Origin of the sequence: Candidatus Desulfatibia sp. (genome assembly GCF_036446775.1) — a bacterium.
Lineage (GTDB): Bacteria > Desulfobacterota > Desulfobacteria > Desulfobacterales > UBA11574 > Desulfatibia_A.
The window spans coordinates 1-24,601 of record NZ_JAZFTO010000128.1; the positions used below are offsets into that span (position 1 = coordinate 1).

A 24,601-nucleotide genomic window follows, 5' to 3' on the forward strand; every position below is an offset into this window, starting at 1 on the left:
CAGCGTTCATTCTGAGCCAGGATCAAACTCTCCAATTAAATCGATCAAGTTGTCCCAAAGGACAACCTTTTGACTTGAGCCATAACTCGATAAGCTGTCACTATTTAGTTTTCAAAGATCAAGAATACCATCAAATTTTGACGGCATTTCCCTTTCACAAAGGAACACCCATTATACGTTTGTAATTTGTTTTGTCAACCCCTTTTTAATGTAGTCAGCAAAAAAATAGGGCAGGATTAGCTCAATAACAACTTAGAAAAAAATAGCTGAAGACGATTAGTGATAATTGCACCGATCGATTAAGGCTGACATTTTCATTTATAATAATTATAAAGCTTTTGTCAAGATAAAACCGCAATAAAACCGTTCCACGATGTTATCCTACCCTAATTTTGTGATACCGCTTTTTCCCTGACCGTAATAATATTTCCATATCGTTAATGTCATTTGCCGTAATTAATTGGTCAAAAGACGCGATGCGCTGGTCGTTGACATAAGCGCCGCCCTGTTCGATAAGCCTTCTGGCAGCGCCTCGGGAACCGGCAAGTCCTACTTGATGAAATATCTTGAAGGCCGGGACACCGGCTTTTAACTGATCAATCTTGATATAGGAATGCGGCACGGAAGTGTCATCACTGTCCCATGCTTGCCGGGGTATTGTGCTTGAAGGCATAATTTCCTCTGGTACAACGCGGGCACCAAACATGCTGGCTGAAGCCTGATACGCCTGCATGGCCTCTTCCTTCCCATGGGCAAGCCTGGTGGTTTCAAATGCCAACACTTGCTTGGCGCTGTTCAATTCAGCACCACTTAACTTTTCAACCTTCCTGATTTCAGACATAGATAAAAAAGTAAAAAGGGCCAAAAAGCGGGCAACATCCCTGTCGTCAGTATTTATCCAATATTGATAGTACTCATAAGGAGATGTCCTGTCCGGGGCCAGCCATACCGCCCCTTGGGCTGTTTTGCCCATTTTTTCACCGCTGCTGGTAGTAACCAGGGGGAAGGTAATACCGAAAACCGTTTTTTGACGAACCCTGCGTACCAATTCGACTCCGGCAACAATATTGCCCCACTGGTCACTACCTCCCATCTGGAGTCTACACCCAAATTGATCATAAAGCTCCATAAAATCATATGCCTGTAAAAGCATATAATTAAATTCAATAAAATTGAGGCCCTCTTCAGATTCAAGGCGCATTTTATAGCTTTCGGCTTTTAGCATACGATTGACTGAAAAATGACGTCCAAAATCTCTAAGAAAAGGGATATATTCCAGTTTGGTCAGCCAATCGGCGTTGTTTAACATCAGAGCGTTGCCGTCACTAAAGTCGAGAAAACGAGACAGCTGCTTTTTAATCCCAAGAGCGTTAGCTTCCACCATCTGGGCTGTCAGTAATTGCCGCATCTCAGTCTTTCCGCTGGGGTCACCCACAAGTCCGGTCCCGCCTCCGATGAGCGCTATGGGACGGTGACCGCAATTTTGCATATGAGCAAGAGACATTATGGGAACAAGGCTGCCGACATGGAGGCTGGATGCTGTGGGGTCAAACCCGATATAACAGGTTACATCCTCTGACTTGAGGTAATCACGCAGTTCATCCGCATGGGTGGTCTGTTCAATAAACCCCCGCTCTTGAAGAATATCAATTAGGTTCGTCATGTCAATTCTATCTCATTTATGAAATACAAACTTACTTGTTGGCATATTCAACAGCCCTTGTTTCCCTAATAACCGTTACCTTGATCTGACCGGGAAATGTTAACGACTCTTCTATCTTCTTGGCGATATCTCTGCTCAGCAACGTAGATTCTTCATCGGAAATAATGCCACTCTCGACAATGATCCTAAGCTCCCTCCCGGCCTGGATAGCGTAAGTATTTGCCACACCTTTAAATGAATTTGCTATTTTTTCAAGATCTTCCAGCCGCTTAATGTAGTTTTCAATCAGTTCCTTGCGTGCCCCGGGCCTGGCGCCTGAAAGCCCGTCAGCAGCTTGTATCAACAAAGCATACACAGAATCCGGAGGCACATCTTCATGATGGGCAGCAATAGCGTGTACGATCTTTGGAGTTTCACCAAACTTTTTGGCAAGTCTCGAACCGATCACAGCATGTTGACCTTCAACTTCGTGATTTATGGCCTTGCCGATATCATGTAACAACCCCATTCTTCTGGCAAGTTTCGCATCAAGGCCCAATTCGGAAGCAATAATACCAGCGAGAATCCCCACCTCAATAGAATGCTGCAGAACATTTTGAGCATAACTGGTACGATATTTTAACCGGCCGATAACCTTAATCAGCTCACTGTGAATCCCGTGAAGACTCAAATCAAATGCGGCCTGTTCTCCAGCTTCTTTGATAGCTAAATCAATTTCCTTGCTTACTTTTTTAACAACGTCTTCGATACGTGCCGGATGGATGCGACCGTCCGTAATCAGCCGCATTAGCGAAAGTCTGGCAACTTCGCGCCGGATAGGGTTGAAGCCCGACAGAATAACCGCTTCAGGTGTATCATCGATGATCAGATCAATACCTGTTGCCGCCTCAAGAGCGCGGATATTGCGGCCCTCTCGCCCGATTATGCGCCCCTTCATCTCATCGTTGGGAAGTTGAACTACCGAGACCGTCCGTTCAGCAACAAAATCAGCCGCATATCTTTGGATGGCCGTAGCCATGATTTTTTTGGCTCTTCTATCCGCCTCCTCTTTGTTTTCATTCTCTATCCTTTTGATAAGCTTGGCACCTTCATATCGAGCCTCGTTTTCCATGGCCCGAATTAATAACTCCTTGGCCTGTTCGGCAGTCAAGCCGGATATTTTTTCGAGCTGACTTTTTTGTTCTTCAATGAGTTCTTTATACTTGTTATTACTACGCTCTGCTTCCTCTTCTTTTTTAGCAAGACTTTTTTCCTTGCGTGAAATTTCTCGTTCTTTGCGTTCGAATTGGTCGGCTTTGCGGTCTATATTTTCTTCTTTTTGTATCAATCTTCTTTCAGTTTTCTTTAATTCAGCTCGAGTCTCTTTGGTTTCTGAATCAAAGTCGCTTTTCATTCTAAAAAGCCTATCTTTCACTTCGAGTCCAGCTTCTTTTCGCAGTGTCTCTGATTTTCGCTTGGCATCCTCTAATACGCGCAAACTTTCCTGTTCAGTAGCTTTGACCTTGTGGTCCAAAATTTTACCCTTGAACCAATACGCGATGGCAAAACCGAGCCCGAAACCGACGACGACTATTATTAATACATTGTATGTATTCATTTTCCTTCTCCCCCGGAAACGTTATACCTAATGTTTTTAATTTTACCTTGTTCTCATTTACTCTTTTTCCGAACATTTAATCATGAATATCAAACCTCATAATATGTTAGGCGCGTGTTTGATATACATCATGAAATATTCTGATATAGATGGCTAAGCCGTCTTCGCATAGCTACGCCGTGCCAAGGTAAAAAGGTTCATATACCACCGCCAAACCTCGGCGGGATAAAAAGGCGTAGTAGATGGGGCTTTTTAGGACGCCATCAAAAATACGAGGTTGATCCTAATGAGGTCTTAAGGAGGAAAAAGGTAAGGGTGCCCAAAAAATTGATTTAGCGATGGTTTGTTTTCAATTTTTAAATTCCATACACCTAGATGTTTTGGCTTGCTAAATCAGATAGATTAGGTCTCATTATGGCTGCGCTTCTTTTGAAAGTCTGAATTGAGCAGGACCCCCGCCATAATGCCGTGTTGGCAGGTCTTTGAACCATAAATAACTAAGTGGGCGCCTTTTGATTTCTTTAGGCTTTTCTGTGCAAGCAGAACATGCTCACCAAAATCAGGGAAAGCTCCCCTTCAATAAATGTTGGGTCAAAGAACATCTTCCAATCACTAACACGGCAGGGGTCACACTCAGTTCAGCTAAAATTCAAATACTTTCAAAATCGCACCTTATCCCGGGAGGATAACAGAAAGCATCTGCTTTTATCTAGGGCCCATGCAGTAAGTATGAGCTGGCAGCATACAACTTGTCAGATTTCAGGCATCAACTTGTAAAAATCTTTAACCTCTTACAGCAGCATCTAACGTATTGACAAGATTTGCGGATCGTTTAGAAATATCTCTCAACAAAACCGAATGTTTGTTTTTAAGCCCAATATTTTCATTAGCTATATTCAATGCTGCTAAAATCATAGTGGCTAATTTCGTTACACCTGGTGATTTGCTCGAATGTTGAGTTTCAATCTTAGTGACTTCTTTGACCAAATAATCAGCAACCTCTTTGGCATCGGCAACGTCTGATTCGGCCTTAAACGTATACGGCTGTCCAAAAAGCTCTATTGTGACAAGTTGTTCCAATGGTTAAGTATTCTACCTTTTCAATCCGTACTTTATGGCCTCTACTCAGTTTCTGTAAGATCCTCCAGCCTGGCCAAAAGGCTATCAACCTTTGACCGGATCAAGGCCCTTTCTTCTTGATAATTGTTTTCCGCTTCAACCTTACCTTGAAGCTCTTCCTCTAACCGCGTAATTTTAGTCTTAAATTCCAAGTTGGTCGCCTCAAGTGACTTGCGAACATCAATCAATTTCCCAACTTTCTGTTCTATTTCATCAAACTGGCTCAAAACTTTTTCGTGATCCAATCTTGCACCTCATGATAGCTTCGTTCAATATAATCTTTGATATAATCTAAAGTCAAGATATATTCCCCACCCCTAACGAGCCCCGAAAACGGAACAGGGTAGTCATAGTGTAACTAAAATCCAATCTTGATTGAAGCTGAAACGGGCAACCAAAAAATATTGACCACTAAGCCACCAAAATACAAGGAAATATTCAATTTTTTTTGTCTTCGTGCCTGGGTGTCTTTGTAGCAGAATGGCAAAATTTCTGCCAGAAAAAACACAAACCTTACAATTAAGGGTCTAACGACTGCGCATTATGTTTTCAACCCTAATCAAATCCTGGACCGTGTTTATGCCCGTAAATTCCTGATAATCACTTCCCACAACCATCCCAACAACTTTACCTTCTTTACATCCTATCTCGACAATATCTGTTAAATAAAATTCACCTTGCACATTGTCAGGCGTAATCTTTAGCAGCGATTCGGCCAAAAACTCCTTTTTTACACAATAGATTCCAGTATTAATCGTTTTGATTTTTTTTTGCTGTTCGGTTGCATCTGCTTCTTCAACTATCCCGGTTACATATCCATTTTCATCAATCAAAACCCTACCATATCCAGCGGGGTTATCGATTTCAACTGCCAATAGGGTTAAATCCCGATTGGCGTTAACGTGATCATCCAAAAATCTCAAAATCGTATCGGTAGTTAGCAGCGGTATGTCGCCGCATAGAATAATTATCTGCCGGGCATGTTCCGGGATATCAGACAACGCACACGTAACCGCATGGCCTGTCCCCAACTGCTCTTTCTGAACTGTAAAAAGAACTTGGTGGGTTTCTGATACAATTTGACGAACTTTCTCTGCCTGGCGGCCGATAACTAAAATAATATCATTACCGGCAACCTTTTGGGCTGTTTCAACAACATACGTTACCATGGGCTTGCCAAGAATTTCATGCAACACTTTGGCCTTGTCTGATTTCATACGTGTGCCCAAACCTGCCGCAAGTATTATTATCGCTGGTTTTCCCGGAATGTGTGACATCTTGCTCGTTAACCTATTCCCTAACCCGGACAAGCCGGAACCAAAATTATTTGCCACAAAGACACTAAGACACAAAGGATATATTTGTTATTCTTTCTTCGTGCCTTGGTGCCTTAGTGGCAGAATGGGAAAAGTTTTGCCACAAAAAGCAAAAAAATTACAACTAAGGAACTAAAAACTGCCTGCATGGTTCAAAAAAGGAATAGAACCGGTTTCAAAAAAATAAGGGCAAACCATCTAACAGATCCGCCCTTATAATATAATCAATGATCATTTCCCATTTTCAGTGAGAAATGCAGTTGATCAAAATAAGATTCGTAAAATAGTGCCTACAATTATTTCGTACCGGCAAGCCTAATACGATTTATAGCTCTTTCCAAGGCTGCTTTGGCCCTTACGAAATCAACATCTTCAGCTTTTTCCTGGGCCAAACGATTCTGAGCACGTTCCTGGGCTGCTTGGGCGCGCTCTATGTCAATATCGCTTCGCCTTTCGGCCGATTCTGCCAGCACAGTTACTTTATCAGGAAGCGCTTCTGCAAAGCCGCCGCTTACAAAAACGAATCTTTCAGTCCCGTTTACATCCGTGAAGCGGACTGTACCCGTTTTAAGGGTTGTCAAAAAGGGAGTGTGGCCGATAAGCACACCAAACTCCCCTAAGACTCCGGGTGCCACCGCGATTTGAACCTCTTCGTCAACCACATATTTCTCTGGAGTAACGACTTCCAATTTTATATTTTCAGCCATGGTATAACCTTATGTTATTTTGCCAAATTAAGCTACAGCAATTTCTTTGGCTTTCTCTACTACTTCTTCAATGCCTCCTACCATATAAAATGCCTGCTCCGGAATATCATCATGTTGGCCTTCACAAATTTCCTTAAACCCCCGGACGGTATCTTCAATTTTGACGTAAGTACCTTTCATGCCCGTAAAAGGTTCGGCAACATAGAACGGCTGCGACAGAAAGCGCTGAATTCTACGTGCACGTCCCACGGTTACCTTATCTTCATCCGACAATTCTTCCATACCCAGAATAGCAATAATGTCCTGAAGCTCTTTGTACTTCTGAAGAATCTGCTGCACCTCGCGGGCGACCTGATAATGCTCATCCCCAATGTAAGCAGCATCAAGAATTCGGGAAGTTGAATCAAGGGGATCCACCGCCGGATAGATTCCCAGCTCGGAAATCTGACGTGACAACACAACGGTACCGTCAAGATGGGCAAATGTTGTTGCCGGGGCCGGGTCTGTCAAGTCGTCGGCGGGAACATAGACGCACTGAACCGATGTAATCGAACCTTTGTCCGTGGATGTGATCCGCTCCTGGAGTTCTCCGAGGTCAACGGCCAGTGTGGGTTGGTATCCGACGGCTGAAGGCATCCGGCCCAGAATTGCGGAAATCTCCGACCCTGCCTGGGTAAAACGGAAGATATTATCAATAAAAATCAGAACGTCCTGCCCTTCTTCATCCCGGAAATACTCTGCGGCCGTCAAGGCGGAAAGCGCCACGCGAGCCCGTGCGCCGGGAGGCTCTGTCATCTGCCCGTAAATCAGGGCCGCTTTGGGCAGAACCCCTGAATCCTTCATTTCATGGTACAGGTCATTGCCTTCACGGGTCCGCTCGCCAACCCCGGCAAACACGGAGATCCCGCCGTGCTGCATGGCGATGTTGTGAACCATCTCCATCATGATAACGGTTTTACCGACGCCGGCGCCGCCGAACATGCCCATTTTGCCGCCCCTAGGAAACGGTACCAGCAGGTCCATAACCTTAACCCCGGTTTCGAGTACGCGAACCGTTACGTCCTGTTCCGTAAACTTCGGGGCTTCGCGGTGTATCGGCATCTCCTTCTCCCGGCTTATGGGGCCCAGACCGTCCACGGGCCGTCCCACCACGTTGAGAATGCGACCCAGACCGGCCTCGCCCACCGGCATCATGATCGGCATGCCCGTATCTTTTACTTCCTGGCCCCGCACCAAACCGTCGGTGACATCCATGGCAATGGTCCGAACCACATTGTCGCCCAGGTGCTGCGCGACCTCCACGATAAGATTATCCGGCTGATCGTCGATAGCGGGATTGGTAATCGCCAGTGCCGTATAAATCATTGGCAAATTGTCCTGCTCAAATTCAATATCTACCACAGGTCCCAAAACCTGCGTAACTTTACCTATATTTTCTCCCATCTAAAGACCTCCAAATTGGTTATTTATTATTCGTTATTTGTTATTCGTTTTTGAATTCCTACTAACACATAACTTAATACCATTAACAAATAACTATTAACGAAATTATCCTTTAAGAGCCTCGGCACCGCCGACAATATCCATGAGTTCAGCGGTAATGGCCGCCTGTCGAGCTTTATTATACATCAGGGTGAGGTTCTCAATCATATCCTTGCAGGCCGTGGTAGCATTATCCATTGCTGCCATGCGGGCCGCATGTTCACTGGTCGATGTCTCTAACAAAGCCCTGTAAAGCTGAACATAAACGTTTCTGGGCAGCAATTCATCCAGCAGCTCCGGGGGAGACGGTTCGCAGATATGCTCCGCCAAATATGGTGTTTCTTCTTTCTCGGATTCGTCCTCTAAAGATTCCATGGGCAGTATGGGGAGCATTTGATTTAATACGGAGGTCTGTCTCGCCATACTAATAAATTCAGCCAAGATAATGTGAACCTCATCATAGGTTTTGTTAAGATAACCTTCAATCAACTGTCGGCCGGCTGCTGCCGCGATGTTGAATCCAAATCTGCCTCCGACAACTCCAATATGCTCGTTGATAATTTCAAATCCGTTTTTGCGGCACCAGTCGCGGCCTTTCTTCCCGAAATTCGTAATTGAAACGTCGATGTTTTGTTCACGTTTTTCCTTAATAAACAACTCGGCCCTGGCCGTAAGGTTTGAATTGAACCCCCCGCACAGCCCTCTATCAGAAGTACACAAAACCAGATGTACTTTTTTGACCTCTGCGCGCGCTTCCAGCAAAGGGTTGGTCTCCTCGCCGGCTTTTTCCGCCAAGCTTCCCAAAACTTCGGAAAACTTGCTCGCATAGGGACGAAAACCCACCATGTTTACCTGGGCTCCGCGCAGCTTGGAGGCCGCCACCATGTTCATGGCCCTGGTAATCTGCTGGGTCTTTTTAACCGCGCCTATCTTTAGTTTAACTTCCTTTAACGTCGCCATATACTTAAGACCTTATATTTAAAGTTATTGATTGATTGGCTGTCTGTAATTCAACCATTAACCCATCAATCGACAAATGACGATTTGCTGACTAAATGGTGTCTTTGAATTCCGCGTCGTAAGCTTCCAGGGCCTCGGTCATCTGCTTTTCAATTTCCTCGGTAAATTCCTGCTTCTCCTTAAGGCCTTCAAAAATCTGCGGATATCTGTCTTCGAGAAAAGGGTACAGCCCGGCCTCATATTTGGTCAGTACATCCACCGGGTATTTGTCGAGAAAACCCTTGGTTCCGGCAAACAGAATCGATACCTGCTTTTCCATGCTCAGCGGTTGATACTGGGGTTGCTTTAGAATTTCGACCAATCGCTCGCCGCGTGTCAATTGCTGCTGGGTGACTTTATCCAGGTCGCTGCCGAAGGCGGCAAAGGCTTCCAGTTCACGATATTGAGCCATATCGAGTCGCAGGGTACCGGCCACCTGTTTCATGGCCTTGACCTGGGCGGCGCCGCCGACGCGGGAAACCGACAGCCCCACATTAATCGCCGGCCGAACGCCGGCGAAGAACAGAGCGGGCTCAAGATATATCTGGCCGTCGGTAATCGATATAACGTTGGTCGGAATGTAGGCGGACACGTCACCTTCCTGGGTTTCAATAATCGGCAGCGCGGTAAGAGAGCCGGCGCCGAGTTCTTCGTTCAGCTTGGAAGCCCGTTCCAGCAGGCGTGAGTGGTTGTAGAAGATGTCACCCGGATAGGCTTCACGACCCGGCGGACGCCTCAAAAGGAGGGAAACCTGCCGGTAGGCCGCCGCCTGTTTGGAAAGGTCATCATAAATAATGAGCGCGTGCATTTTGTTGTCCCGGAAATATTCGCCCATGGCGCATCCTGTGAAAGGGGCGATGTACTGCAATGTGGCCGGGTCACTGGCACATGCGGCTATAATGGTCGTATATTCCATGGCACCATGCTTTTCCAGGACTGCATGGACCTGGGCAACCGTTGATTTTTTCTGGCCGGTGGCCACGTAAATGCAGTAAATGTCCGTGTCCTTCTGGGCGATAATGGCATCGACGGCCACAGCGGTTTTCCCGATCTGACGGTCGCCGATGATCAGCTCGCGCTGCCCCCGACCCACCGGCGTCATGGCATCAATGGCCTTTAAACCAGTATAACAGGGTTCATGCACGCTCATGCGGTCAGTAACGCCCGGAGCGCCCTTCTCGATCCGACTGAACTCTTTGGCCTCGAGGGGCCCTTTGCCGTCCAGCGGTTCACCCATTGCCGAAAGAACGCGGCCCAGCACGGCTTCACCCACCGGAACCTGAGCGATATTGCGCGTGCGTTTAACAATGTCCCCTTCTTTGATGTGAATGTCTTCGCCCATGATGGCCACCCCGACATTGTCTTCTTCGAGGTTCAGCGCAAGCCCCAGGATGCCGCCGGGAAATTCAACCAATTCCAGGGACATAACTTTCTCCAGACCGTACACGCGGGCAATACCATCACCAACCGACAAAACCGTCCCGGTTTCGCTCAACTCAACTTTCTTGTCGTAATCCGTAATCTGCTCTTTGATAATTTGACTTATTTCTTCAGCTCTTAGTTCCATTATACACTCTCACCCCTTTTTAATGATTCTCTCATATTGAGTAATTGTGTTTTGATACTACCGTCCAAAACCAAATCGCCTATTCTGGAAACGATCCCCCCGATAAGGCTAGGGTCCTGCTCTACATCCAGGATAATATCTTTACCTGTCCTTTTAGACAGAGTTGTACGAATCTTTTCAACGATCTCGGATGAAAGTTCCGTAGCCGAAACCAAACTGGCCCGCAGTACGTTTTTTAGCTCATCCGCCAGTTTTTGATAAAAGTCATTGATATCGCTCAAAGATTCAAAGCGCCCCTTGTCAAACAGCAAAAGGAGAAAAGAGCCCATAACTTTGGAAACATCGACCTTATCAATGACCGTCTGCAGTACTTTTTTACGTTCTGAAGCGCCGTATAAAGGATTGCAAATCGCCTGTTCAAGTTCCTTTTCTCTGGCTATTAGGCTTGTAAATCCGTCAAGCTCTTCTCGATAGGCCTCCGCCTGACCATCTTCTTTGCCGATAATTAAAAGTGCTTTGGCATAACGCCGTGCAATCGTTAGATGCTTCACTATGCCACCACCTTCTCTAGATATTCTTCTACCAGTTTTTCTTGGTCTTGGGCCGTAATTTTACTTTTGATGAGCTCTTCAGCCTTGGCAAGCGCCTTTACGAGTATCTCTTCCTGCAATTTTGATTTGGTCTGCTTGAACTCATGTTCAATATTGCGGCGGGCCTGCTCCTCGAGTTTTTCGGCAGCAGCCTGCGCCTCTGCTAGAATCCTCTCCTTGGCTTCATTGCCCTGCCGGATATACTCGTCAATCAGCTTCTCGGCCTCCTGCTCCAGCGTTGCAAACTTTTCATGATAGGCCGCCAGTTGCTTCTCGGCTTCCTTTTTTTTGGCTTCCAATTCACTCAGATGTTCTTCGATCCCTTTAATGCGAGCGTTCAGCGCCTGAGATGCCGGTTTTCGCAAAAGCAAGAAAAGAGCGACGGCCAAAACAGTAAAATTCATCACGCGGTATGTGTCGATCGCCACCCATCCTTTGGTTCCGCCTGCTTCGCCCGACGACGCCAAGACAATACCGACAACGCAAAAAAGAGCGAGAGTCGTAATGCCTATCACCATCGCTCCTTTCTTAACGATCCAACGCTTGCGGTTTATTCCAGGCCATTTTATCGTTATCAAGTTCATCAAATAGCCCTCCCTATAATTTTCTCACCAATAGCGTCTGCAAACGCATCAATCTCTTGCTGCAGGGACGCCCTGACGGTTTCGGCATCTTTTGCTATTTTTTTACGTACCTCAGCAAGGTCAGCCTGTGCTTTCTCATTTATTTTTTCGATAACCTCTCTTTCCTCGTCAGCCGCCGCTTGCATCAAGGCCTCTTTCGCTTTCAATCCTCTGGCTCTGGCCTCTTTAATGCCCGCAGTAAATGCACGGTCTTTTTCATGGGCAATACTGCTTAAGGTTTCGATATTTTGCTCCAGGTTGCTAAGCTTTTCCTTTCTTTGAATCAGTATGTTACGGATCGGCCGATACAAAAGAACATTCAAAACCCAAATTAAAAATAGAAAATTGACGATCTGAATGAATAAGGATGCATCGGGCATCACTGTTATGCCGCCGCCCGAACCCAAAGCGCTTCCGGCAAAAAATAAAGAAAAAAGCACCCAGAAAGGTACTGAAACCGAAAAGCGTTTCCGGTTTGAACCAAAAAATTTCATTTATGGATCCTCTGTCGCAAAAAACAGGTGGGCTGATATAATTAAATATCTTTTAGCTGTTAGGTCCAACCCTCTTTAACAAGGGCGGTCTATACCATCCACCATCATCAATTGTCAAAGGTTTTTTGTAGTTTTTATTTTGCTTTACCTTCTTTTAGACCGGCGGGTTTCTGAATAGAATCAGCTCTTATTTGACCTTCTTGCTGAATTGGGACTTTTTGAATAGAATCGGTTTTTTTATTACCTTTTTTTTGAATCGGGAACTTCTGAACAGAATCGGTAGTAGATACCGGCTTTTTTGATGAAACTTCTCGCGCTTTCATGGAACAGTTTCCATTGAACATCACACCTGATTCTATCAAAATCGTGGGGGCCTGTATATCACCCACAACACAGGCCGGAGGGTAAACCTCGATTCTTTTTCTGGCATCGATGGTGCCGTTAACTTTCCCCATTATAACTGCAATGTCGACATTTATGCGGGCGTTGATCACAGCCGTTTCACCGATAATTACAGTTCCGGCCTCACTGAAAATCTTGCCTTTAACACGCCCATCCAACCTTATGGCATTTTTGAATTCGATGGTACCTTCAATATTTCCATCTGCCCCCAAATAAGTTGAAATTAAATCTGTCTTTTTTGATTTTCTCATAGCGCCTCCTGATGTTGCGCCCATTTAGCCCAAATTTCTCATAAAAAATAAATTCTTCATGAAAAACCCGAGTTAATGCTTTTTCTATTAATAAATTTGTTAAAAGTCAAATGTTTTACCTTATTGCACGAAACGTCTCATGCTGACGTTCATTAAAAGACCGACACTAATCATCGTGGTGATAATCGACGAGCCGCCATAACTGATAAACGGCAACGGAACACCGACAACCGGCATCAGCCCCATTGCCATTCCAATATTTATAAAGACCTGCCAGAATATCATGGCGGCAATGCCGACGGCAAGGATCGTTCCAAAAGGGTCTCGGCACCGATGGGCGACATTCAAGGCCCAGATAATAAGCATCAAAAAAATAGCCAGCAAAATAACACTACCAACCAGCCCCCATTCCTCAGCCAGAACCGAAAATATGAAATCGGTATGCTGTTCCGGCAAAAAAGAGAGCGCGTTCTGGGTTCCTTTCAAAAATCCTTTGCCGGCAAACATGCCGGAACCGATGGCAATTTTGGATTGAATAATATGATAGCCTGCGCCCAGCGGGTCGCTGTCCGGATTCAAAAAAGTCAATATACGCTTTTTCTGGTATCCTTTCATGAAAAACCATATCAGGGGAACGGTTAGCATGCATGAAACAATGATATATAAAAGCGAGCGCCTTTCAATTTTTACAAAAACAGTCATTGAACCGGCAATCAAGGCTACCAGCATTGCGGTTCCCAGATCAGGCTGCTTTACAATTAAAAGGAAAGGTATAATCGTTAGCATAAAGGGGGCAAAAATCTCTCGCAAGGTAAGACCTGCTGGATTTGCAACTCTTGAATAATAGCGAGCCAAAACGATGATCACTGCAATTTTGACCAGCTCCGACGGCTGAAAAGATACAGGGCCCAACAGGAGCCAGCGCTTTGCACCACCGACATATTTCCCGAATAGTAAAACACAAACCAGAAGGATAATGCCTATTATGTAAATTGCGTGAGCCCATCGATACAGCAATTTGTAATTCAGCGAAAATGAAACAATCATTAGGGCAAATCCAATACCAAACCAGATCAACTGTTTGATATGCAGAATCTTGTGCAGCGTGGGAGATTCCGATATAACAGCACTATACAGCGTCAAAAGCCCCAGGGATCCAAGTAGAACAGTAAGCCCCAATAAGCCCCAGTCAAAATATTGTACGTACCGCCGGTCGAACATAGTCGCTTAGCTCCTGGCCTAATTGAGCCAGAACTCAATTAGGTGTTATCCGTTATTGGTTATCTGTTATTGGTGTCAGTTGAGCGTTATCCCTCAATTTTGGCTTTCTATCGGTTAGCGGCAATTACCTCTCCTTCGAGCATTGAGCCTTCAGCCTTTAGCTGCTTGCCGGGCCCGGCTTTTTTCAAATAGGCTCGTATCATCTCCCTGGCAATCGGAGCCGCTGCTTTAGCTCCGGATTCCCCATGTTCGATAATAACTACAACAGCGATTTGCGGGTCAACTGATGGTGCATAAGCCACAAACCAAGCATGTGCTTTCAGATGGTCCGGTTTTTCGGTTTCGCTGGTCTCTTCGTCATCTTTGCGGCCAACCACCTGTGCTGAGCCTGTTTTCCCACTGACATCGATGCCTTTAATGCGGACCGCCTTCGCAGTTCCCCTACGGTCGTTCACCACCCCCCACAGGCCTTTTTTAATAAGCTCCAATGTCTGGCTGCTGGCCGGCAACTTACCTTTAACCTGGCTTTGAGTTTGAATGACAATTTTACCTTCAGCCGTCTTTATTGTTTTTAATATCATTGGTTTATAGATTACGCCGCCATTGGCAATCGCTGAAGTCAAGACCAGCATCTGTATGGGCGTCACAAGATCGTACCCCTGTCCAATAGCCACCGAAAGCGTTTCTCCCCCCTGCCAGGCTTTGCCGGTGCGCTCTTTCTTCCAGGCTGTGGTAGGAATTAAACCCTCTGCCTCGTGGTCCAGGTTTATACCGGTGGGTGCCCCCAGACCACTGGCTTTAGCATACCATGCCAGGCGGTCGGCCCCCAGCTTTTGACCCACCTGATAAAAAAACACATCACATGATACAATTAATGCCTTGATAACATTGACGTTACCGTGACCTTTCTTTTTCCAGCACCGAAAAACACGATCGCCATATTTATAATATCCCGGACAATGAAAGATGGTTTTTTCATCGATAACACCTTCTTCGAGGCCGGCCATGGCAGTTATAATCTTATAAGTAGATGCCGGCGGATACTCCGCCTGGATGGCTTTGTTTTCCATGGGTCTGAAAGGGTTGGAGATAAGAGCACTCCATTTTTCATAGGACATCCCGCCGACAAAATCATTCTGATCAAATGAAGGCGAACTGGCCATGGCAAGAACATGCCCGGTCGCAGGATCCATGGCCAATGCAGCACCTGCTCGTCCTTTTAAAAGCGCCTCGGTCCTTTTCTGCAACATCTGATCAATGGTAAGATAAATATTATGTCCCGGCTGGGCATCAACGGTTTTCAAAACTTCAACCACCTGACCGGTGGCATTGACCTCGACCTGACGACCGCCGCGTTTCCCCCTTAAAAACGACTCGAAGGCCTTTTCCACACCAAACTTTCCAATAAAGTCACCGCGTTTGGTTCCTGGATATTTTCCGGATTTAAGCTCATCTGCATTGATTTCGCTCAAATATCCTATAAGATGGGCAGCGCCCTGCTTGTTGAGCGAATGCCTGAGAGGCCTGACACCCACTACCACACCGGGCAGATCGAATTTCCGAACCTCAACCGCCGCCAGGGCGTCACGACCAAAATCCTGCTTCAAAAGAATCGGCTTGTAAGCTGCAACCCCCTTGCTGCGATCAATTTTCAACATCAGTTCGGACGCCGGAACATTTATCACTCTGGCTAATTCTTCAATGGTACCATCAACGGGCCGGGCGTCTTTCAAAATTATACTCAAGTCGAACGAAGGCCGATTATCCACCAGTGTTTTTCCATCGCGATCAAAGATCAATCCGCGTGAAGGGTCAGTATGCTCCAAGCGGATACTGTTGTTTTCGGAGAGTCGTCTTAGCTCCTCTCCTTGAATCACCTGTAGGTGGAACAGACGGACAAAAAGGAGACAAAAGGCCGCTACAACACAATACATGACCCGGATTAATCGTTGTCTGTACCAATCCGTATCAGCAACATTTAAATATTTAGTCAAGGTTTATAGTTCCGTAAAAAGTCACAAATTCAACTAACTTGTCGGGGAGCCTAATATCTCACCAGACCATTTGTCCCATCTTTGATGCAAATATTTAAAAAAAATAAGGAAAATCGGACCTGTGACCAGAGCCCATAACACCTGGACAGCAACCGTACTGAAGTCCGCTTGAGAAAAACGTGAACCCGACTCAAACATAGTAATGGCCCCCATAAAAATGATATTCTCCAGCAGCACGCCGGCGGCAACAACAAACGGCAAAAGAACATTATCCCTCACACGCAATATGGTAATGACCCACCTTACACTTGCAAACAACCATAGATACGTCGTTAAATACAGGCCCAAAGGACCCCCGGAAAGGTTGTCCATTATGAATCCAAAGATAATTATTATTGGTATGCTTTCACGGACAGATCTGAAAAGACCAAGGTAAATAACAAAGGGAGCAAGCAGATCATAAAACCTATCGAACAGCGGAAAATAAGGCATAACTGTTGTCTGGAAAATAAGCAACAATACAAATGTGCAAATATAAAAAAAGTACGTCATGGCCGCCTCACTGATTAATGCTTGGGAGGACTCAATACAACTAAAACTTCTTCAAGTTTTTCAAAATCTACAAAAGGTGTAACGGTCACTTCTTGAAAGATACCCGAGCTGCGCCTGATAACTCCTGCAACGCGCCCCACAGCAAGGCCTTTGGGAAAGACACCGTCCATTCCGGACGAAACAACCCTTTCACCAACACCAACGTCATGCTTACGCAAAACATATTTGAAGAGACACCGCCCCGAAGACCCGCCTTTGATTACCCCGCGAGCCCGTGTCCGTTGGATCAGTGCATCGACGGCACTGTTGGGGTCGATAATGAGCAGAACTTTGGAATTATGCGCGGAAACATCCATAACCTGACCAACAATTCCCTCGGGGACCACCACCGCCATCCCTTTGGCTACGCCCTCATCTTTGCCCTTGTCTATTATTATAGTTTTATACCATTGAGAAGGATCCTTGCCGATGGCTTCAGCAGCAAGAACTTGATTTGTCATTGTTTTTTGAAAATCAAGTAAATTTCGCAGGCGAACGTTGGTAAGCTTCAGTTCTCTAAGCTGGTTGTTTTGTTGTTGGGCAAGACCGAGTGCTTTTTTATATTTGTAGCTCTCTTGGGCCACTGAAACTGTAAGAAAATAATGTTTCCATAAACCTCTGGCAAAACGAATCGAACGGGTAACAGCCTTCTGAAAAGGAGCTGCGAACGAAAGGGCAATACGACCGGATCCAAAAGAAGCATGACGGCGGCTTGTAACAGAAAGGGCTATGATGTTGGCAGCAATCAGAACAATCACGCCAATAATCACGACCATTTTTTTCGGGATCATGAAACTATGTAATCATAACTTGTTTGAGGATTTCAATGCTGTCGAGAGCCATCCCGGAACCAAGACAAACAGTTAATAAGGGATCCTCGGTAATGGTTATCGGAAGGTTGGTTTCCTCTCTGATAAGCTTGTCCAGGTTTTTTAACAATGCCCCTCCGCCCGTTAATACAATTCCCCGGTCGACGATGTCGGCTGCCAATTCCGGCGGGGTCTGTTCCAGGGCGATCTTTATTGTTTCTATAATAGCATCGATCTGCTCTGAAATTGCTATGCGTATCTCTTCCGAGTCTATGGCGAGAATCTTGGGAATTCCGGAAGCAAGGTCTCGGCCTTTTACTTCTATGGTCTCCACATCATCGGGATCAGGGTATGCATTCCCGATGGTAGTTTTGATGATCTCGGAGGTCCTCTCACCAATCAAAAGGTTATATTTCCGTTTGATGTACTGGATGATGGCTGTATCCATTTTGTCGCCGGCCACCCGGATAGATCTACTGTAGACGAATCCCGCCATAGAAATCACGGCGACTACGGTCGTGCCGCCGCCGATATCGACTACCATATTACAAAACGGTTCAGAAAACGGAAGGCCGGCTCCGATTGCGGCCGCCATGGGCTCTTCAATCAGAAATACTTCGCGGGATCCTGCCGATTCCGCCGATTCCCTGACAGCACGCATCTCCACCTGAGTAATACCGGAGGGGACAGCAATAATGATTCTGGGTCTGATCAACCTGCGCCGGTTGTGCACTTGTTGAATAAAATACCGGAGCATCGCTTCGGTAACTTCAAAATCAGCGATCACACCATCACGCATGGGACGAATCGCCACAATATGACCGGGAGTTCTCCCCAGCATATTCTTGGCTTCAAGGCCGACGGCCAGTACCTTGTTTTTCATGCGGTTGTCAGTGCGAACCGCAACCACTGAAGGCTCATTTAATACAATACCTTTACCTTTAACATAAACGAGTGTATTGGCGGTTCCAAGATCGATAGCCAGATCACTGGAAAATGCGCCCAAAATTTTATCTATAAATAGATTCATGACACCTCTGTTTTGGGCACCATGCCGGGTGCCCATTCAATCCGTTTATCTGCTACTTTTTTCTTTGATAGCGAACTTAAATTTCATCGCTAATAAGATACTAAAGTTATCAAAATTATTCTGTAATTACAAGGAAAATTAATAATATTATCTTTAACACCCTCCTCCATTTTGTTTACGCGCATTCAGGGTTTAATTGAGTTATGACTCAATTAGGGTCATGACCACATCATGCAACTGTGGCCGGAAGGCTTTTATCTTATCGTTATCGCGGGAAGGATGGACGCGGTTGGTCAACAGTATCACTATAACCCCGCGGTCAAGGTCCATCCAGAAAGAAGTCCCGGTGAAACCGAGATGCCCCACACTCTTTTTTGAAAAATATTGGCCGCAACTTGAACCTGTTGATGACGGCGCATCAAAACCGAGCGCCCGGCCGCTGCGGCCGTCTCGTCTAAAAAACGTTTGCAGTAATTCTTTTTTAAACAATATATTTTCAGCTTGTCCGTAAAAATCATTCAGCAGCACACACAAAAGACGATGGACATCTTTCGCTGTTCCGAAAAGACCGGCATGGCCCTCAATACCGCCCACGGCATAGGCGTTTTCATCATGGACGACACCTTCTATAAGAGTGTTACGCCATGGACAGCGCTCGGTAGCGGCAAATTGCGCGTCACGGGGCTCTGAGTCAAGATCAATAAAAAAAAGTTTTTCGATTCCCAGCCGGCCGTAGATCTCTGCCTCCACAAACTGATCCAGCCTTCTTTCCGCAACCTGCTCAACAGCCCGATTTAAAATCATAAACCCCGGGTCACTGTACAGCACTTTTGCTCCTGGAGGATCTATGAGCGGTTCGCTTACCAGAAAGTCTCTTAAAGCGTCCTTTCTGCGCTCTGGTGGAAGTTTATCCAACGACTCGTAATAGGGACGATAATCACAAAGGCCTGAAGTATGGCAGAGCAGCTGCTTAATGGTTATCCGCGATTTGTCCGAGTTTTTGAACTGCGGCAGGATAGATGCTAAATCCTGATCCAGTCTAAGTTTTTGCTGTGAAACCAGTTGCATCACCGCCAGAGTGGTTGCCAGCGGTTTGGTCAAGGATGCCAGGTCGAAAACTGTCTCTTTGGTCATGGGGCGCTTTGAAAAAATATCAGCATATCCGTATGTTTCAAAAAATACTACGGAATCAGCCGCAGCAACCAGGAGCACCCCCCCGGGGAAAACCTCATCGGTTATAGCCTCCTTCATCATTTGGTCGACTTGCTTCATACGAATTCCGTGTTCCCTAAATTGCATCTATCATTTGTCATTCGTCATTTGCTTGCCCCGTGAAATTCACGTAGTGACAGCGCAGCGCATTTCACCGGGGTCATTGGTTATTCGCCGTTTGTTATTTGTCATTGCCACCAAGGCACGAAGACACAAAGGATATATATTATTTTTTTCTTCGTGCCTTTGTGGCCAATATTTCTTGGTTTCGGCCTGTCCAGGTCGCGTTATACAGTGGCGGATTCATGAAACGTCAGCCGCTGCTGATCGGCGTCAAGGGTTGCCTCGATCCCCAGCGGAATCGTGATATTGGTTTTGCCGTGGCCGATGTCAAAACCGGCCAGAACCGGGATGCCGGCATCTTTGAACATTTCTGCGGTAATCCTGCAAATCTCATCAAACTCACCGCAATCTTCAAAAGAACCAAGCACCAGACCGACAAGCCCCTCCAAGCATCCGGCCAGCTTCATCTGACTCAGCATCCGATCGATTCTGTAGGCCGCCTCGCCCTTGTCTTCAAAAAAAACGATCTTTCCGTTATAGCTTGGCGCATAGGGGGTCCCCACAAGATGGCACAGGGTCGTTAGATTCCCGCCGGCGATGGGCCCGGAAGCCCGTCCCGGACTAATTACCCTGCCGTTTGCGGGAGCAAGTTCCAGTTTGACATCAGATGTCAAGGCCGCCAGCAGGGCCGCTTTAGTCGCCTGGCCGGCATCTGCCAGCGTCGTCACCATGGGTCCGTGAAAAGCGACCAGACCGCATCTTGTATCTAATACGGACAGCAGCGCCGAGATATCACTGAAACCGACAAAAATCTTGGGGTGCTTTTTAATAGCTTCATAATCGAGCAGTGCAAGTACGCGCATAGCGCCGAACCCGCCCCGGGCACAGACTATGGCCTTGATCTCTCGGTCGGCGAATAAACGGTTTATAAAGTCCGCCCGCTGGGCGTCGGTCCCGGCAAGATACCCCTGCTCTATAAAGATATCATCGTCAAAGGACACCCGAAACCCCATGGATTCCAGCACAGCCACGCCCTTGTTAAACTTTTCCCGACTAAAAGGGCTGGCAGGCGCCACAATGCCGATGGTATCTCCCGGCGCCAGCCGCGGAGGTTTCACGATAGGTTTTTGGTAACTTTCCATGAAGAATTTTGAGGGGAATTATAAGATCCGAGGTCGTCTCTTTCGACCAAGCTCACCAGACTGCATAGAGTTAAGCATGATACGGTTCCGGCACAGCACCATGTTCGCTATTTTAAATGCAATTCATTTTTTGCGTCTTTGAGACTGATTGTAGGAGCGTCACCTTCCTTTTCCTTTGCTTCACGAAGAATACGAAGGTCATCATAATTATCCAGTTCTTCCTGAATCTCTAAAAACTTTTCATAGGGAAGAATTACAAATTCTTTTTTACCATTTTTTTCAATAACTTGTGGGTTTATTTCCATTTGCAATCTTTTATCTGTTTAATATTCTTGCTATATTATCTTGTATATCGATATTGGCAGCATTGTCAATAACTTAATACTCTTGTGCCATTTCTGTGGTCTTGGAGCCTATGGTATCAATATCTCATTGTTACGTCTTTTTTTCATAGCTTGACACAATACGCGTAAGCTGTTAAAAATTTTTTTGTCGGGGCGTAGCGCAGCCTGGTAGCGCACTTGAATGGGGTTCAAGGGGTCGGAAGTTCAAATCTTCTCGCCCCGACCAAAAGCTTTATAATTAATGGGGGTTAGCAACATACGCTAATCCCCATTTTTTGTTGTTTTGGTTAAAAGGTAGCAAATGGGTAGCCTACTTGTTTTGGTAAGCGTAAGTCCCTGTAATTGTTCTGCCTGTCTTGGTAGGAAATGATCTCTTTTCGCTATTATCCCCCCTCCCATTAATTTCAAGCGATTTATTTTATGTGTATTTTATTATAGTTATAAACCTGTGTGCGTATGCGCACTTGACAAAAACTCAAGTGCTTTTTGGAATTTCATACAGCTTGCCGTGATCTATCATCATCCTCAAATCATGCGCAGCATATGTTGCATCACGATGCCGTCTGAAAGTCTTGTAGTGCTTGGTTTTGCATGTGATTGGATCTCTGTACCTGATGGCACAACTATTGCGGGACTTGCACTTACGCTTCTGTATATAAACTGTTGCCATAAGTGCCTCCAGACTGCGCAAGTCGCGCCGACTTTATTTAATTGTCAAAGAACCCCTTGAACCCCATCGTAGCCTTATGTTAGGAAAATATTATGCTTTATCCAAGCTTAATGACCAAAAAGCATATGTGATTTGGATGTTCACTAAAAATGGACTCTGTAAATGATGTAGAGCTGAAATCACTAAATGTAGTGATGGAGGGGCAATCTGGATTGTCAAATAATTCTAAACAAATGCTGTCGATATAAAATGGTTATCACAACAATTTGGAACTATTAGATATATGGACTTTTGGCAAGGTATCTGGTATGGCACATCAAACCAGATAACGTCTAATAACTACATTTTTCCGAAAAATAAGTTTCTCTACAGGATCAGCCACCTTAATCTCTCAACCCTAAATGAAAATATTTGAAGTTCCGGCCACCCTATGTTATTCAATAATAAACTACAGATTAAATAGCGGCGGAGGAAAATCCAATGACCCTTGCCATTGAAAAAGAATTAGTCCCCTTTACAGTAGATTCTGAAGGTGTGGTGCGAATCGGCAAAACCCGCGTAACTCTTGATACAATAGTTACAGCTTTTTTAGAAGGGGCCACGGCTGAAGAAATTACTCAACAATATCCCACTCTTGACTTAGCCGACGTCTATTCAGCAATTGGTTATTATTTGCGACAGCGCCCGGAAATAGACGATTATTTGCAGGAAGAACGACGCCAAGCAGAAACAGTTCGAAAGCAAAATGAATCACGCTTTGATCCCCACGGTATTCGGGATCGCTTACTGGCCAGAAGTGCTGCAAAGGTAAAATAACTCATGCTCAAACTGGCCGCCGATGAAAACTTCAACAACGATATCATACGTGGTTTGTTACGCCGCAAACCAGATTTGGACATAGTGCGTATTCAAGATGTAGGTTTATCTGGGGCAGATGACCCGACCGTGCTTGAATGGGCAGCGCAAGAAGGACGTATTTTGCTCACACACGATTCAAGACAATTACCCGTTACGCTTATAAGCGCATTGATGCCGACCAGCCCATGCCGGGCGTGCTTGAAGTCAGCCGAAGGGTACCGATTGGTGCTGCCATAGAAGATATTTTGTTACTGGCGGAATACAGCTTGGAAGGTGAATGGGATGGGCAGATACGTTACCTGCCGTTACGATAAGAACGTATAAAATAAGATAGATGGATCAGGGTGATCCCAATTTAAGAGCTTCATCCTGATTTTTTTTGGAATTTGTTTTGTGATACTCCAGCCACAATGTGCCGGCCTGTGAAAACTTTCATAATTCCCTCCTTCTGTTTAGGATTAATAAAACCGCAAAATTGTCTTGAAATAAATTATATGGTAACAGTTCATGACCACGGTAAAAAAATCGTGCATAAATATGGAAGGTTTAAATGAGAAAGAGCGATAAAATGGAAAAAATCAATGCGATTAAAAAAATAATTCATAGTTTTTGCGCAAAACACTTAAATGAGGAACTGGAAAGTTATGCATTGAGGCTGTATGATACAATCGGCCGGAAACGAAAGTTTACCATAATACGCGGCAAAAAAGAGATTTGGGCCGCCTCCATAATATATGTAATTGCCCGTTTGAACTTTCTATTTGACAAGGAAAATGAATATTACATCACGGCAGATGCCATATGCGATTTCTTCAAGACAAAAAAATCAACTATAGGAAACAAGGCAACCCAAATCGAGACAGCATGTAAATTGGGATTGGGTGCAGAAGGCTACTGTAGTAAGCATATCACTGATACATTTACTTTCTATCAAACACCGGAAGGGTTTATTATTCCCAAAAGCATGCTTGGGGATAAAGAGCTTGTGGTTGAATTTGTTGATGGTGAAGAAGCCGAGGAGCTGAATAGATATATCGAGGAAAAGCATCGCATTGAGGAACAAAAAGCACAGGAAAGAAAGGCTCGGAGGACCGAGATAAACCGAAAAATTGCAGAAAAAAAGAAAAAGAAAAAAGACGACCGACAATTGAGCCTCTTTGATTAATTTTGATATTTTACCAAAATTTAACAAGCTACTATTAAGAATGCGAAATGAAAAGGGACTATATTGAAAAATGGCGTATTGTTGAAATGGAGCATTGGGACAAAGATTACATAGATCTTGTTGTTCCCGGCTACATCCGTTTCGATAAAGACGGGTTAGGCGAATTTCAGTTTGGTGTTGTTTATGGGTCTATGGATTACAGGATTGAAAATTACAGCAAATTTGAAAGAATTGAATTTTCCTGGGAGGGTCAAGACGAGACTAATTCGGTTTGTGGGATTAGAACAATCTTAAGCCTGACTCTGCCGGCAATCAACCCTTTTTTATCAGTCATAAGACCGCCAGTCTGATTTCGATCAGGTCCGGCCTCCATTAATAAGGTACCAGTCGGTGATTTTAACCGGCTGTTTGGTTTTGTGGCGGCCTTAACCCATAACGCTACCCCGCTAATAGACGCTGGTTGAAAAAAGTGAAAAATTATCTTGACAATTAACATCCATTAATTTAGAAAACACGACTTTTTAATAATACAACGTGTCAGTCAGGGGGGTGAGAAGGATTGCTTGATATAGTGGCTATTTTATTTATGCTTGGACTCGCAATTGCTTTGTTTAGGGATGTGAGAAAGTGATACTCGCCCCGACCATACTTTTGTCATTAAATCAAGCAGCTTAACAGTCGCTTTTTTTATT

General features: G+C 45.2%; 26 protein-coding genes, 1 tRNA gene, 1 other RNA gene and 1 pseudogene. 6 read left to right on the top strand and 23 right to left on the bottom strand.

Features of this window, described 5'->3' with window-relative positions; all coding sequences use genetic code 11:
* Positions 1–376 precede the first annotated feature (376 nt).
* The 22 genes from tyrS to V3S16_RS06255 all read right to left on the bottom strand — a co-directional run bounded on the left by tyrS (position 377) and on the right by V3S16_RS06255 (position 21,177).
* Entirely contained in the window at positions 377–1,663 is a 1,287-nt protein-coding gene (gene tyrS / locus V3S16_RS06150; RefSeq protein ID WP_413883795.1) for a tyrosine--tRNA ligase, read from the bottom strand.
* 31 nt (positions 1,664–1,694) lie between these two features.
* A complete protein-coding gene (gene rny / locus V3S16_RS06155; protein WP_413883796.1) occupies positions 1,695–3,260 on the bottom strand; it encodes a ribonuclease Y in 1,566 nt (521 codons plus the stop codon).
* 448 nt (positions 3,261–3,708) lie between these two features.
* A non-coding RNA gene (ssrS, locus tag V3S16_RS06160) (6S RNA) lies at positions 3,709–3,890 on the bottom strand.
* 153 nt (positions 3,891–4,043) lie between these two features.
* Entirely contained in the window at positions 4,044–4,340 is a 297-nt protein-coding gene (locus tag V3S16_RS06165) for a cell division protein ZapA (protein WP_413883797.1), read from the bottom strand.
* Between the two features lie 41 nt (positions 4,341–4,381).
* Complete coding sequence (gene zapB, locus V3S16_RS06170; RefSeq protein ID WP_413883798.1) at positions 4,382–4,624, bottom strand: cell division protein ZapB; 243 nt, start codon at positions 4,622–4,624, stop codon at positions 4,382–4,384.
* Between the two features lie 282 nt (positions 4,625–4,906).
* The gene (locus V3S16_RS06175; protein WP_413883799.1) at positions 4,907–5,656 is read right to left on the bottom strand and encodes a sugar phosphate nucleotidyltransferase; all 750 of its coding nucleotides are present in this window, start codon (positions 5,654–5,656) and stop codon (positions 4,907–4,909) included.
* Positions 5,657–5,991: 335 nt separating this feature from the next.
* Positions 5,992–6,402: a F0F1 ATP synthase subunit epsilon gene (locus tag V3S16_RS06180; RefSeq protein ID WP_413883800.1), complete on the bottom strand. Its 411-nt coding sequence runs from the start codon at positions 6,400–6,402 to the stop codon at positions 5,992–5,994.
* Between the two features lie 27 nt (positions 6,403–6,429).
* Entirely contained in the window at positions 6,430–7,845 is a 1,416-nt protein-coding gene (gene atpD / locus V3S16_RS06185) for a F0F1 ATP synthase subunit beta (protein WP_413883801.1), read from the bottom strand.
* Between the two features lie 105 nt (positions 7,846–7,950).
* Positions 7,951–8,844, bottom strand: a complete 894-nt coding sequence (gene atpG / locus V3S16_RS06190) for an ATP synthase F1 subunit gamma (RefSeq protein ID WP_413883802.1) — start codon at positions 8,842–8,844, stop codon at positions 7,951–7,953.
* Between the two features lie 91 nt (positions 8,845–8,935).
* Positions 8,936–10,450, bottom strand: coding sequence for a F0F1 ATP synthase subunit alpha (gene atpA, locus V3S16_RS06195; RefSeq protein WP_413883803.1), 1,515 nt, complete (start codon positions 10,448–10,450; stop codon positions 8,936–8,938).
* Positions 10,450–11,001, bottom strand: a complete 552-nt coding sequence (atpH, locus tag V3S16_RS06200; protein WP_413883804.1) for an ATP synthase F1 subunit delta — start codon at positions 10,999–11,001, stop codon at positions 10,450–10,452. The genes atpA and atpH overlap by 1 nt, the downstream gene beginning before the upstream one ends.
* A complete protein-coding gene (locus tag V3S16_RS06205) occupies positions 11,001–11,624 on the bottom strand; it encodes a hypothetical protein (RefSeq protein ID WP_413883805.1) in 624 nt (207 codons plus the stop codon). The genes atpH and V3S16_RS06205 overlap by 1 nt, the downstream gene beginning before the upstream one ends.
* Positions 11,624–12,157 (bottom strand): ATPase, encoded by a 534-nt coding sequence (locus tag V3S16_RS06210; RefSeq protein ID WP_413883806.1) that lies wholly within the window; start codon positions 12,155–12,157, stop codon positions 11,624–11,626. Before V3S16_RS06210 ends, V3S16_RS06205 begins: the two co-directional genes overlap by 1 nt.
* 134 nt (positions 12,158–12,291) lie before the next feature.
* A complete protein-coding gene (locus tag V3S16_RS06215; protein ID WP_413883807.1) occupies positions 12,292–12,810 on the bottom strand; it encodes a bactofilin family protein in 519 nt (172 codons plus the stop codon).
* Between the two features lie 120 nt (positions 12,811–12,930).
* Positions 12,931–14,031, bottom strand: coding sequence for a rod shape-determining protein RodA (gene rodA, locus V3S16_RS06220; RefSeq protein ID WP_413883808.1), 1,101 nt, complete (start codon positions 14,029–14,031; stop codon positions 12,931–12,933).
* 107 nt (positions 14,032–14,138) lie between these two features.
* Positions 14,139–16,025, bottom strand: a complete 1,887-nt coding sequence (gene mrdA / locus V3S16_RS06225) for a penicillin-binding protein 2 (RefSeq protein ID WP_413883809.1) — start codon at positions 16,023–16,025, stop codon at positions 14,139–14,141.
* 33 nt (positions 16,026–16,058) lie between these two features.
* The gene (locus V3S16_RS06230) at positions 16,059–16,577 is read right to left on the bottom strand and encodes a hypothetical protein (protein ID WP_413883810.1); all 519 of its coding nucleotides are present in this window, start codon (positions 16,575–16,577) and stop codon (positions 16,059–16,061) included.
* A 14-nt stretch (positions 16,578–16,591) separates the two neighbouring features.
* A complete protein-coding gene (gene mreC, locus V3S16_RS06235) occupies positions 16,592–17,407 on the bottom strand; it encodes a rod shape-determining protein MreC (protein WP_413883811.1) in 816 nt (271 codons plus the stop codon).
* A 4-nt stretch (positions 17,408–17,411) separates the two neighbouring features.
* On the bottom strand, positions 17,412–18,455 hold the full coding sequence (locus V3S16_RS06240; RefSeq protein WP_413883812.1) for a rod shape-determining protein: 1,044 nt from the start codon (positions 18,453–18,455) through the stop codon (positions 17,412–17,414).
* 201 nt (positions 18,456–18,656) lie between these two features.
* Positions 18,657–19,727 carry a serine hydrolase domain-containing protein gene (locus tag V3S16_RS06245; RefSeq protein WP_413883813.1) on the bottom strand — a complete coding sequence of 357 codons (1,071 nt, stop codon included), beginning with the start codon at positions 19,725–19,727 and terminating at the stop codon, positions 18,657–18,659.
* Positions 19,728–19,954: 227 nt separating this feature from the next.
* Positions 19,955–20,872, bottom strand: a complete 918-nt coding sequence (locus V3S16_RS06250) for a S66 peptidase family protein (protein ID WP_413883814.1) — start codon at positions 20,870–20,872, stop codon at positions 19,955–19,957.
* Positions 20,873–20,979: 107 nt separating this feature from the next.
* Positions 20,980–21,177, bottom strand: a complete 198-nt coding sequence (locus tag V3S16_RS06255; protein WP_413883815.1) for a hypothetical protein — start codon at positions 21,175–21,177, stop codon at positions 20,980–20,982.
* A 188-nt stretch (positions 21,178–21,365) separates the two neighbouring features.
* Between V3S16_RS06255 and V3S16_RS06260 the strand changes: the two genes are divergently transcribed.
* Positions 21,366–21,442: transfer RNA gene (locus V3S16_RS06260), tRNA-Pro, on the top strand.
* A gap of 249 nt (positions 21,443–21,691) precedes the next feature.
* Here V3S16_RS06260 and V3S16_RS06265 read toward each other — a convergent pair.
* Positions 21,692–21,886 carry a hypothetical protein gene (locus tag V3S16_RS06265; protein WP_413883816.1) on the bottom strand — a complete coding sequence of 65 codons (195 nt, stop codon included), beginning with the start codon at positions 21,884–21,886 and terminating at the stop codon, positions 21,692–21,694.
* Between the two features lie 480 nt (positions 21,887–22,366).
* Here V3S16_RS06265 and V3S16_RS06270 point away from each other — a divergent pair, with 480 nt between their 5' ends.
* The 5 genes and pseudogenes from V3S16_RS06270 to V3S16_RS06290 all read left to right on the top strand — a co-directional run bounded on the left by V3S16_RS06270 (position 22,367) and on the right by V3S16_RS06290 (position 24,259).
* The gene (locus V3S16_RS06270) at positions 22,367–22,702 is read left to right on the top strand and encodes a DUF433 domain-containing protein (protein ID WP_413883817.1); all 336 of its coding nucleotides are present in this window, start codon (positions 22,367–22,369) and stop codon (positions 22,700–22,702) included.
* Positions 22,703–22,705: 3 nt separating this feature from the next.
* A pseudogene (locus tag V3S16_RS06275) lies at positions 22,706–22,822 on the top strand (hypothetical protein); the annotation flags it as partial.
* Between the two features lie 17 nt (positions 22,823–22,839).
* Entirely contained in the window at positions 22,840–23,058 is a 219-nt protein-coding gene (locus V3S16_RS06280; protein WP_413883820.1) for a hypothetical protein, read from the top strand.
* Positions 23,059–23,294: 236 nt separating this feature from the next.
* Positions 23,295–23,909, top strand: coding sequence for a DUF6398 domain-containing protein (locus tag V3S16_RS06285; RefSeq protein WP_413883818.1), 615 nt, complete (start codon positions 23,295–23,297; stop codon positions 23,907–23,909).
* 47 nt (positions 23,910–23,956) lie between these two features.
* Positions 23,957–24,259 (top strand): hypothetical protein, encoded by a 303-nt coding sequence (locus tag V3S16_RS06290; RefSeq protein ID WP_413883819.1) that lies wholly within the window; start codon positions 23,957–23,959, stop codon positions 24,257–24,259.
* Positions 24,260–24,601: the final 342 nt, after the last annotated feature.

Excerpts from the sequence above, each read along its gene's own strand:
- tyrS (WP_413883795.1), bottom strand. The coding sequence starts at position 1,663 with ATGACGAACCTAATTGATATTCTTCAAGAGCGGGGGTTTATTGAACAG.
- rny (WP_413883796.1), bottom strand. The coding sequence starts at position 3,260 with ATGAATACATACAATGTATTAATAATAGTCGTCGTCGGTTTCGGGCTC.
- V3S16_RS06175 (WP_413883799.1), bottom strand. The coding sequence starts at position 5,656 with ATGTCACACATTCCGGGAAAACCAGCGATAATAATACTTGCGGCAGGT.
- V3S16_RS06180 (WP_413883800.1), bottom strand. The coding sequence starts at position 6,402 with ATGGCTGAAAATATAAAATTGGAAGTCGTTACTCCAGAGAAATATGTG.
- atpD (WP_413883801.1), bottom strand. The coding sequence starts at position 7,845 with ATGGGAGAAAATATAGGTAAAGTTACGCAGGTTTTGGGACCTGTGGTA.
- atpG (WP_413883802.1), bottom strand. The coding sequence starts at position 8,844 with ATGGCGACGTTAAAGGAAGTTAAACTAAAGATAGGCGCGGTTAAAAAG.
- atpA (WP_413883803.1), bottom strand. The coding sequence starts at position 10,450 with ATGGAACTAAGAGCTGAAGAAATAAGTCAAATTATCAAAGAGCAGATT.
- V3S16_RS06205 (WP_413883805.1), bottom strand. The coding sequence starts at position 11,624 with ATGAACTTGATAACGATAAAATGGCCTGGAATAAACCGCAAGCGTTGG.
- V3S16_RS06210 (WP_413883806.1), bottom strand. The coding sequence starts at position 12,157 with ATGAAATTTTTTGGTTCAAACCGGAAACGCTTTTCGGTTTCAGTACCT.
- V3S16_RS06215 (WP_413883807.1), bottom strand. The coding sequence starts at position 12,810 with ATGAGAAAATCAAAAAAGACAGATTTAATTTCAACTTATTTGGGGGCA.
- rodA (WP_413883808.1), bottom strand. The coding sequence starts at position 14,031 with ATGTTCGACCGGCGGTACGTACAATATTTTGACTGGGGCTTATTGGGG.
- V3S16_RS06230 (WP_413883810.1), bottom strand. The coding sequence starts at position 16,577 with ATGACGTACTTTTTTTATATTTGCACATTTGTATTGTTGCTTATTTTC.
- mreC (WP_413883811.1), bottom strand. The coding sequence starts at position 17,407 with ATGATCCCGAAAAAAATGGTCGTGATTATTGGCGTGATTGTTCTGATT.
- V3S16_RS06240 (WP_413883812.1), bottom strand. The coding sequence starts at position 18,455 with ATGAATCTATTTATAGATAAAATTTTGGGCGCATTTTCCAGTGATCTG.
- V3S16_RS06245 (WP_413883813.1), bottom strand. The coding sequence starts at position 19,727 with ATGAAGCAAGTCGACCAAATGATGAAGGAGGCTATAACCGATGAGGTT.
- V3S16_RS06250 (WP_413883814.1), bottom strand. The coding sequence starts at position 20,872 with ATGGAAAGTTACCAAAAACCTATCGTGAAACCTCCGCGGCTGGCGCCG.
- V3S16_RS06255 (WP_413883815.1), bottom strand. The coding sequence starts at position 21,177 with ATGGAAATAAACCCACAAGTTATTGAAAAAAATGGTAAAAAAGAATTT.
- V3S16_RS06265 (WP_413883816.1), bottom strand. The coding sequence starts at position 21,886 with ATGGCAACAGTTTATATACAGAAGCGTAAGTGCAAGTCCCGCAATAGT.
- V3S16_RS06270 (WP_413883817.1), top strand. The coding sequence starts at position 22,367 with ATGACCCTTGCCATTGAAAAAGAATTAGTCCCCTTTACAGTAGATTCT.
- V3S16_RS06280 (WP_413883820.1), top strand. The coding sequence starts at position 22,840 with ATGGGCAGCGCAAGAAGGACGTATTTTGCTCACACACGATTCAAGACA.
- V3S16_RS06285 (WP_413883818.1), top strand. The coding sequence starts at position 23,295 with ATGAGAAAGAGCGATAAAATGGAAAAAATCAATGCGATTAAAAAAATA.
- V3S16_RS06290 (WP_413883819.1), top strand. The coding sequence starts at position 23,957 with ATGAAAAGGGACTATATTGAAAAATGGCGTATTGTTGAAATGGAGCAT.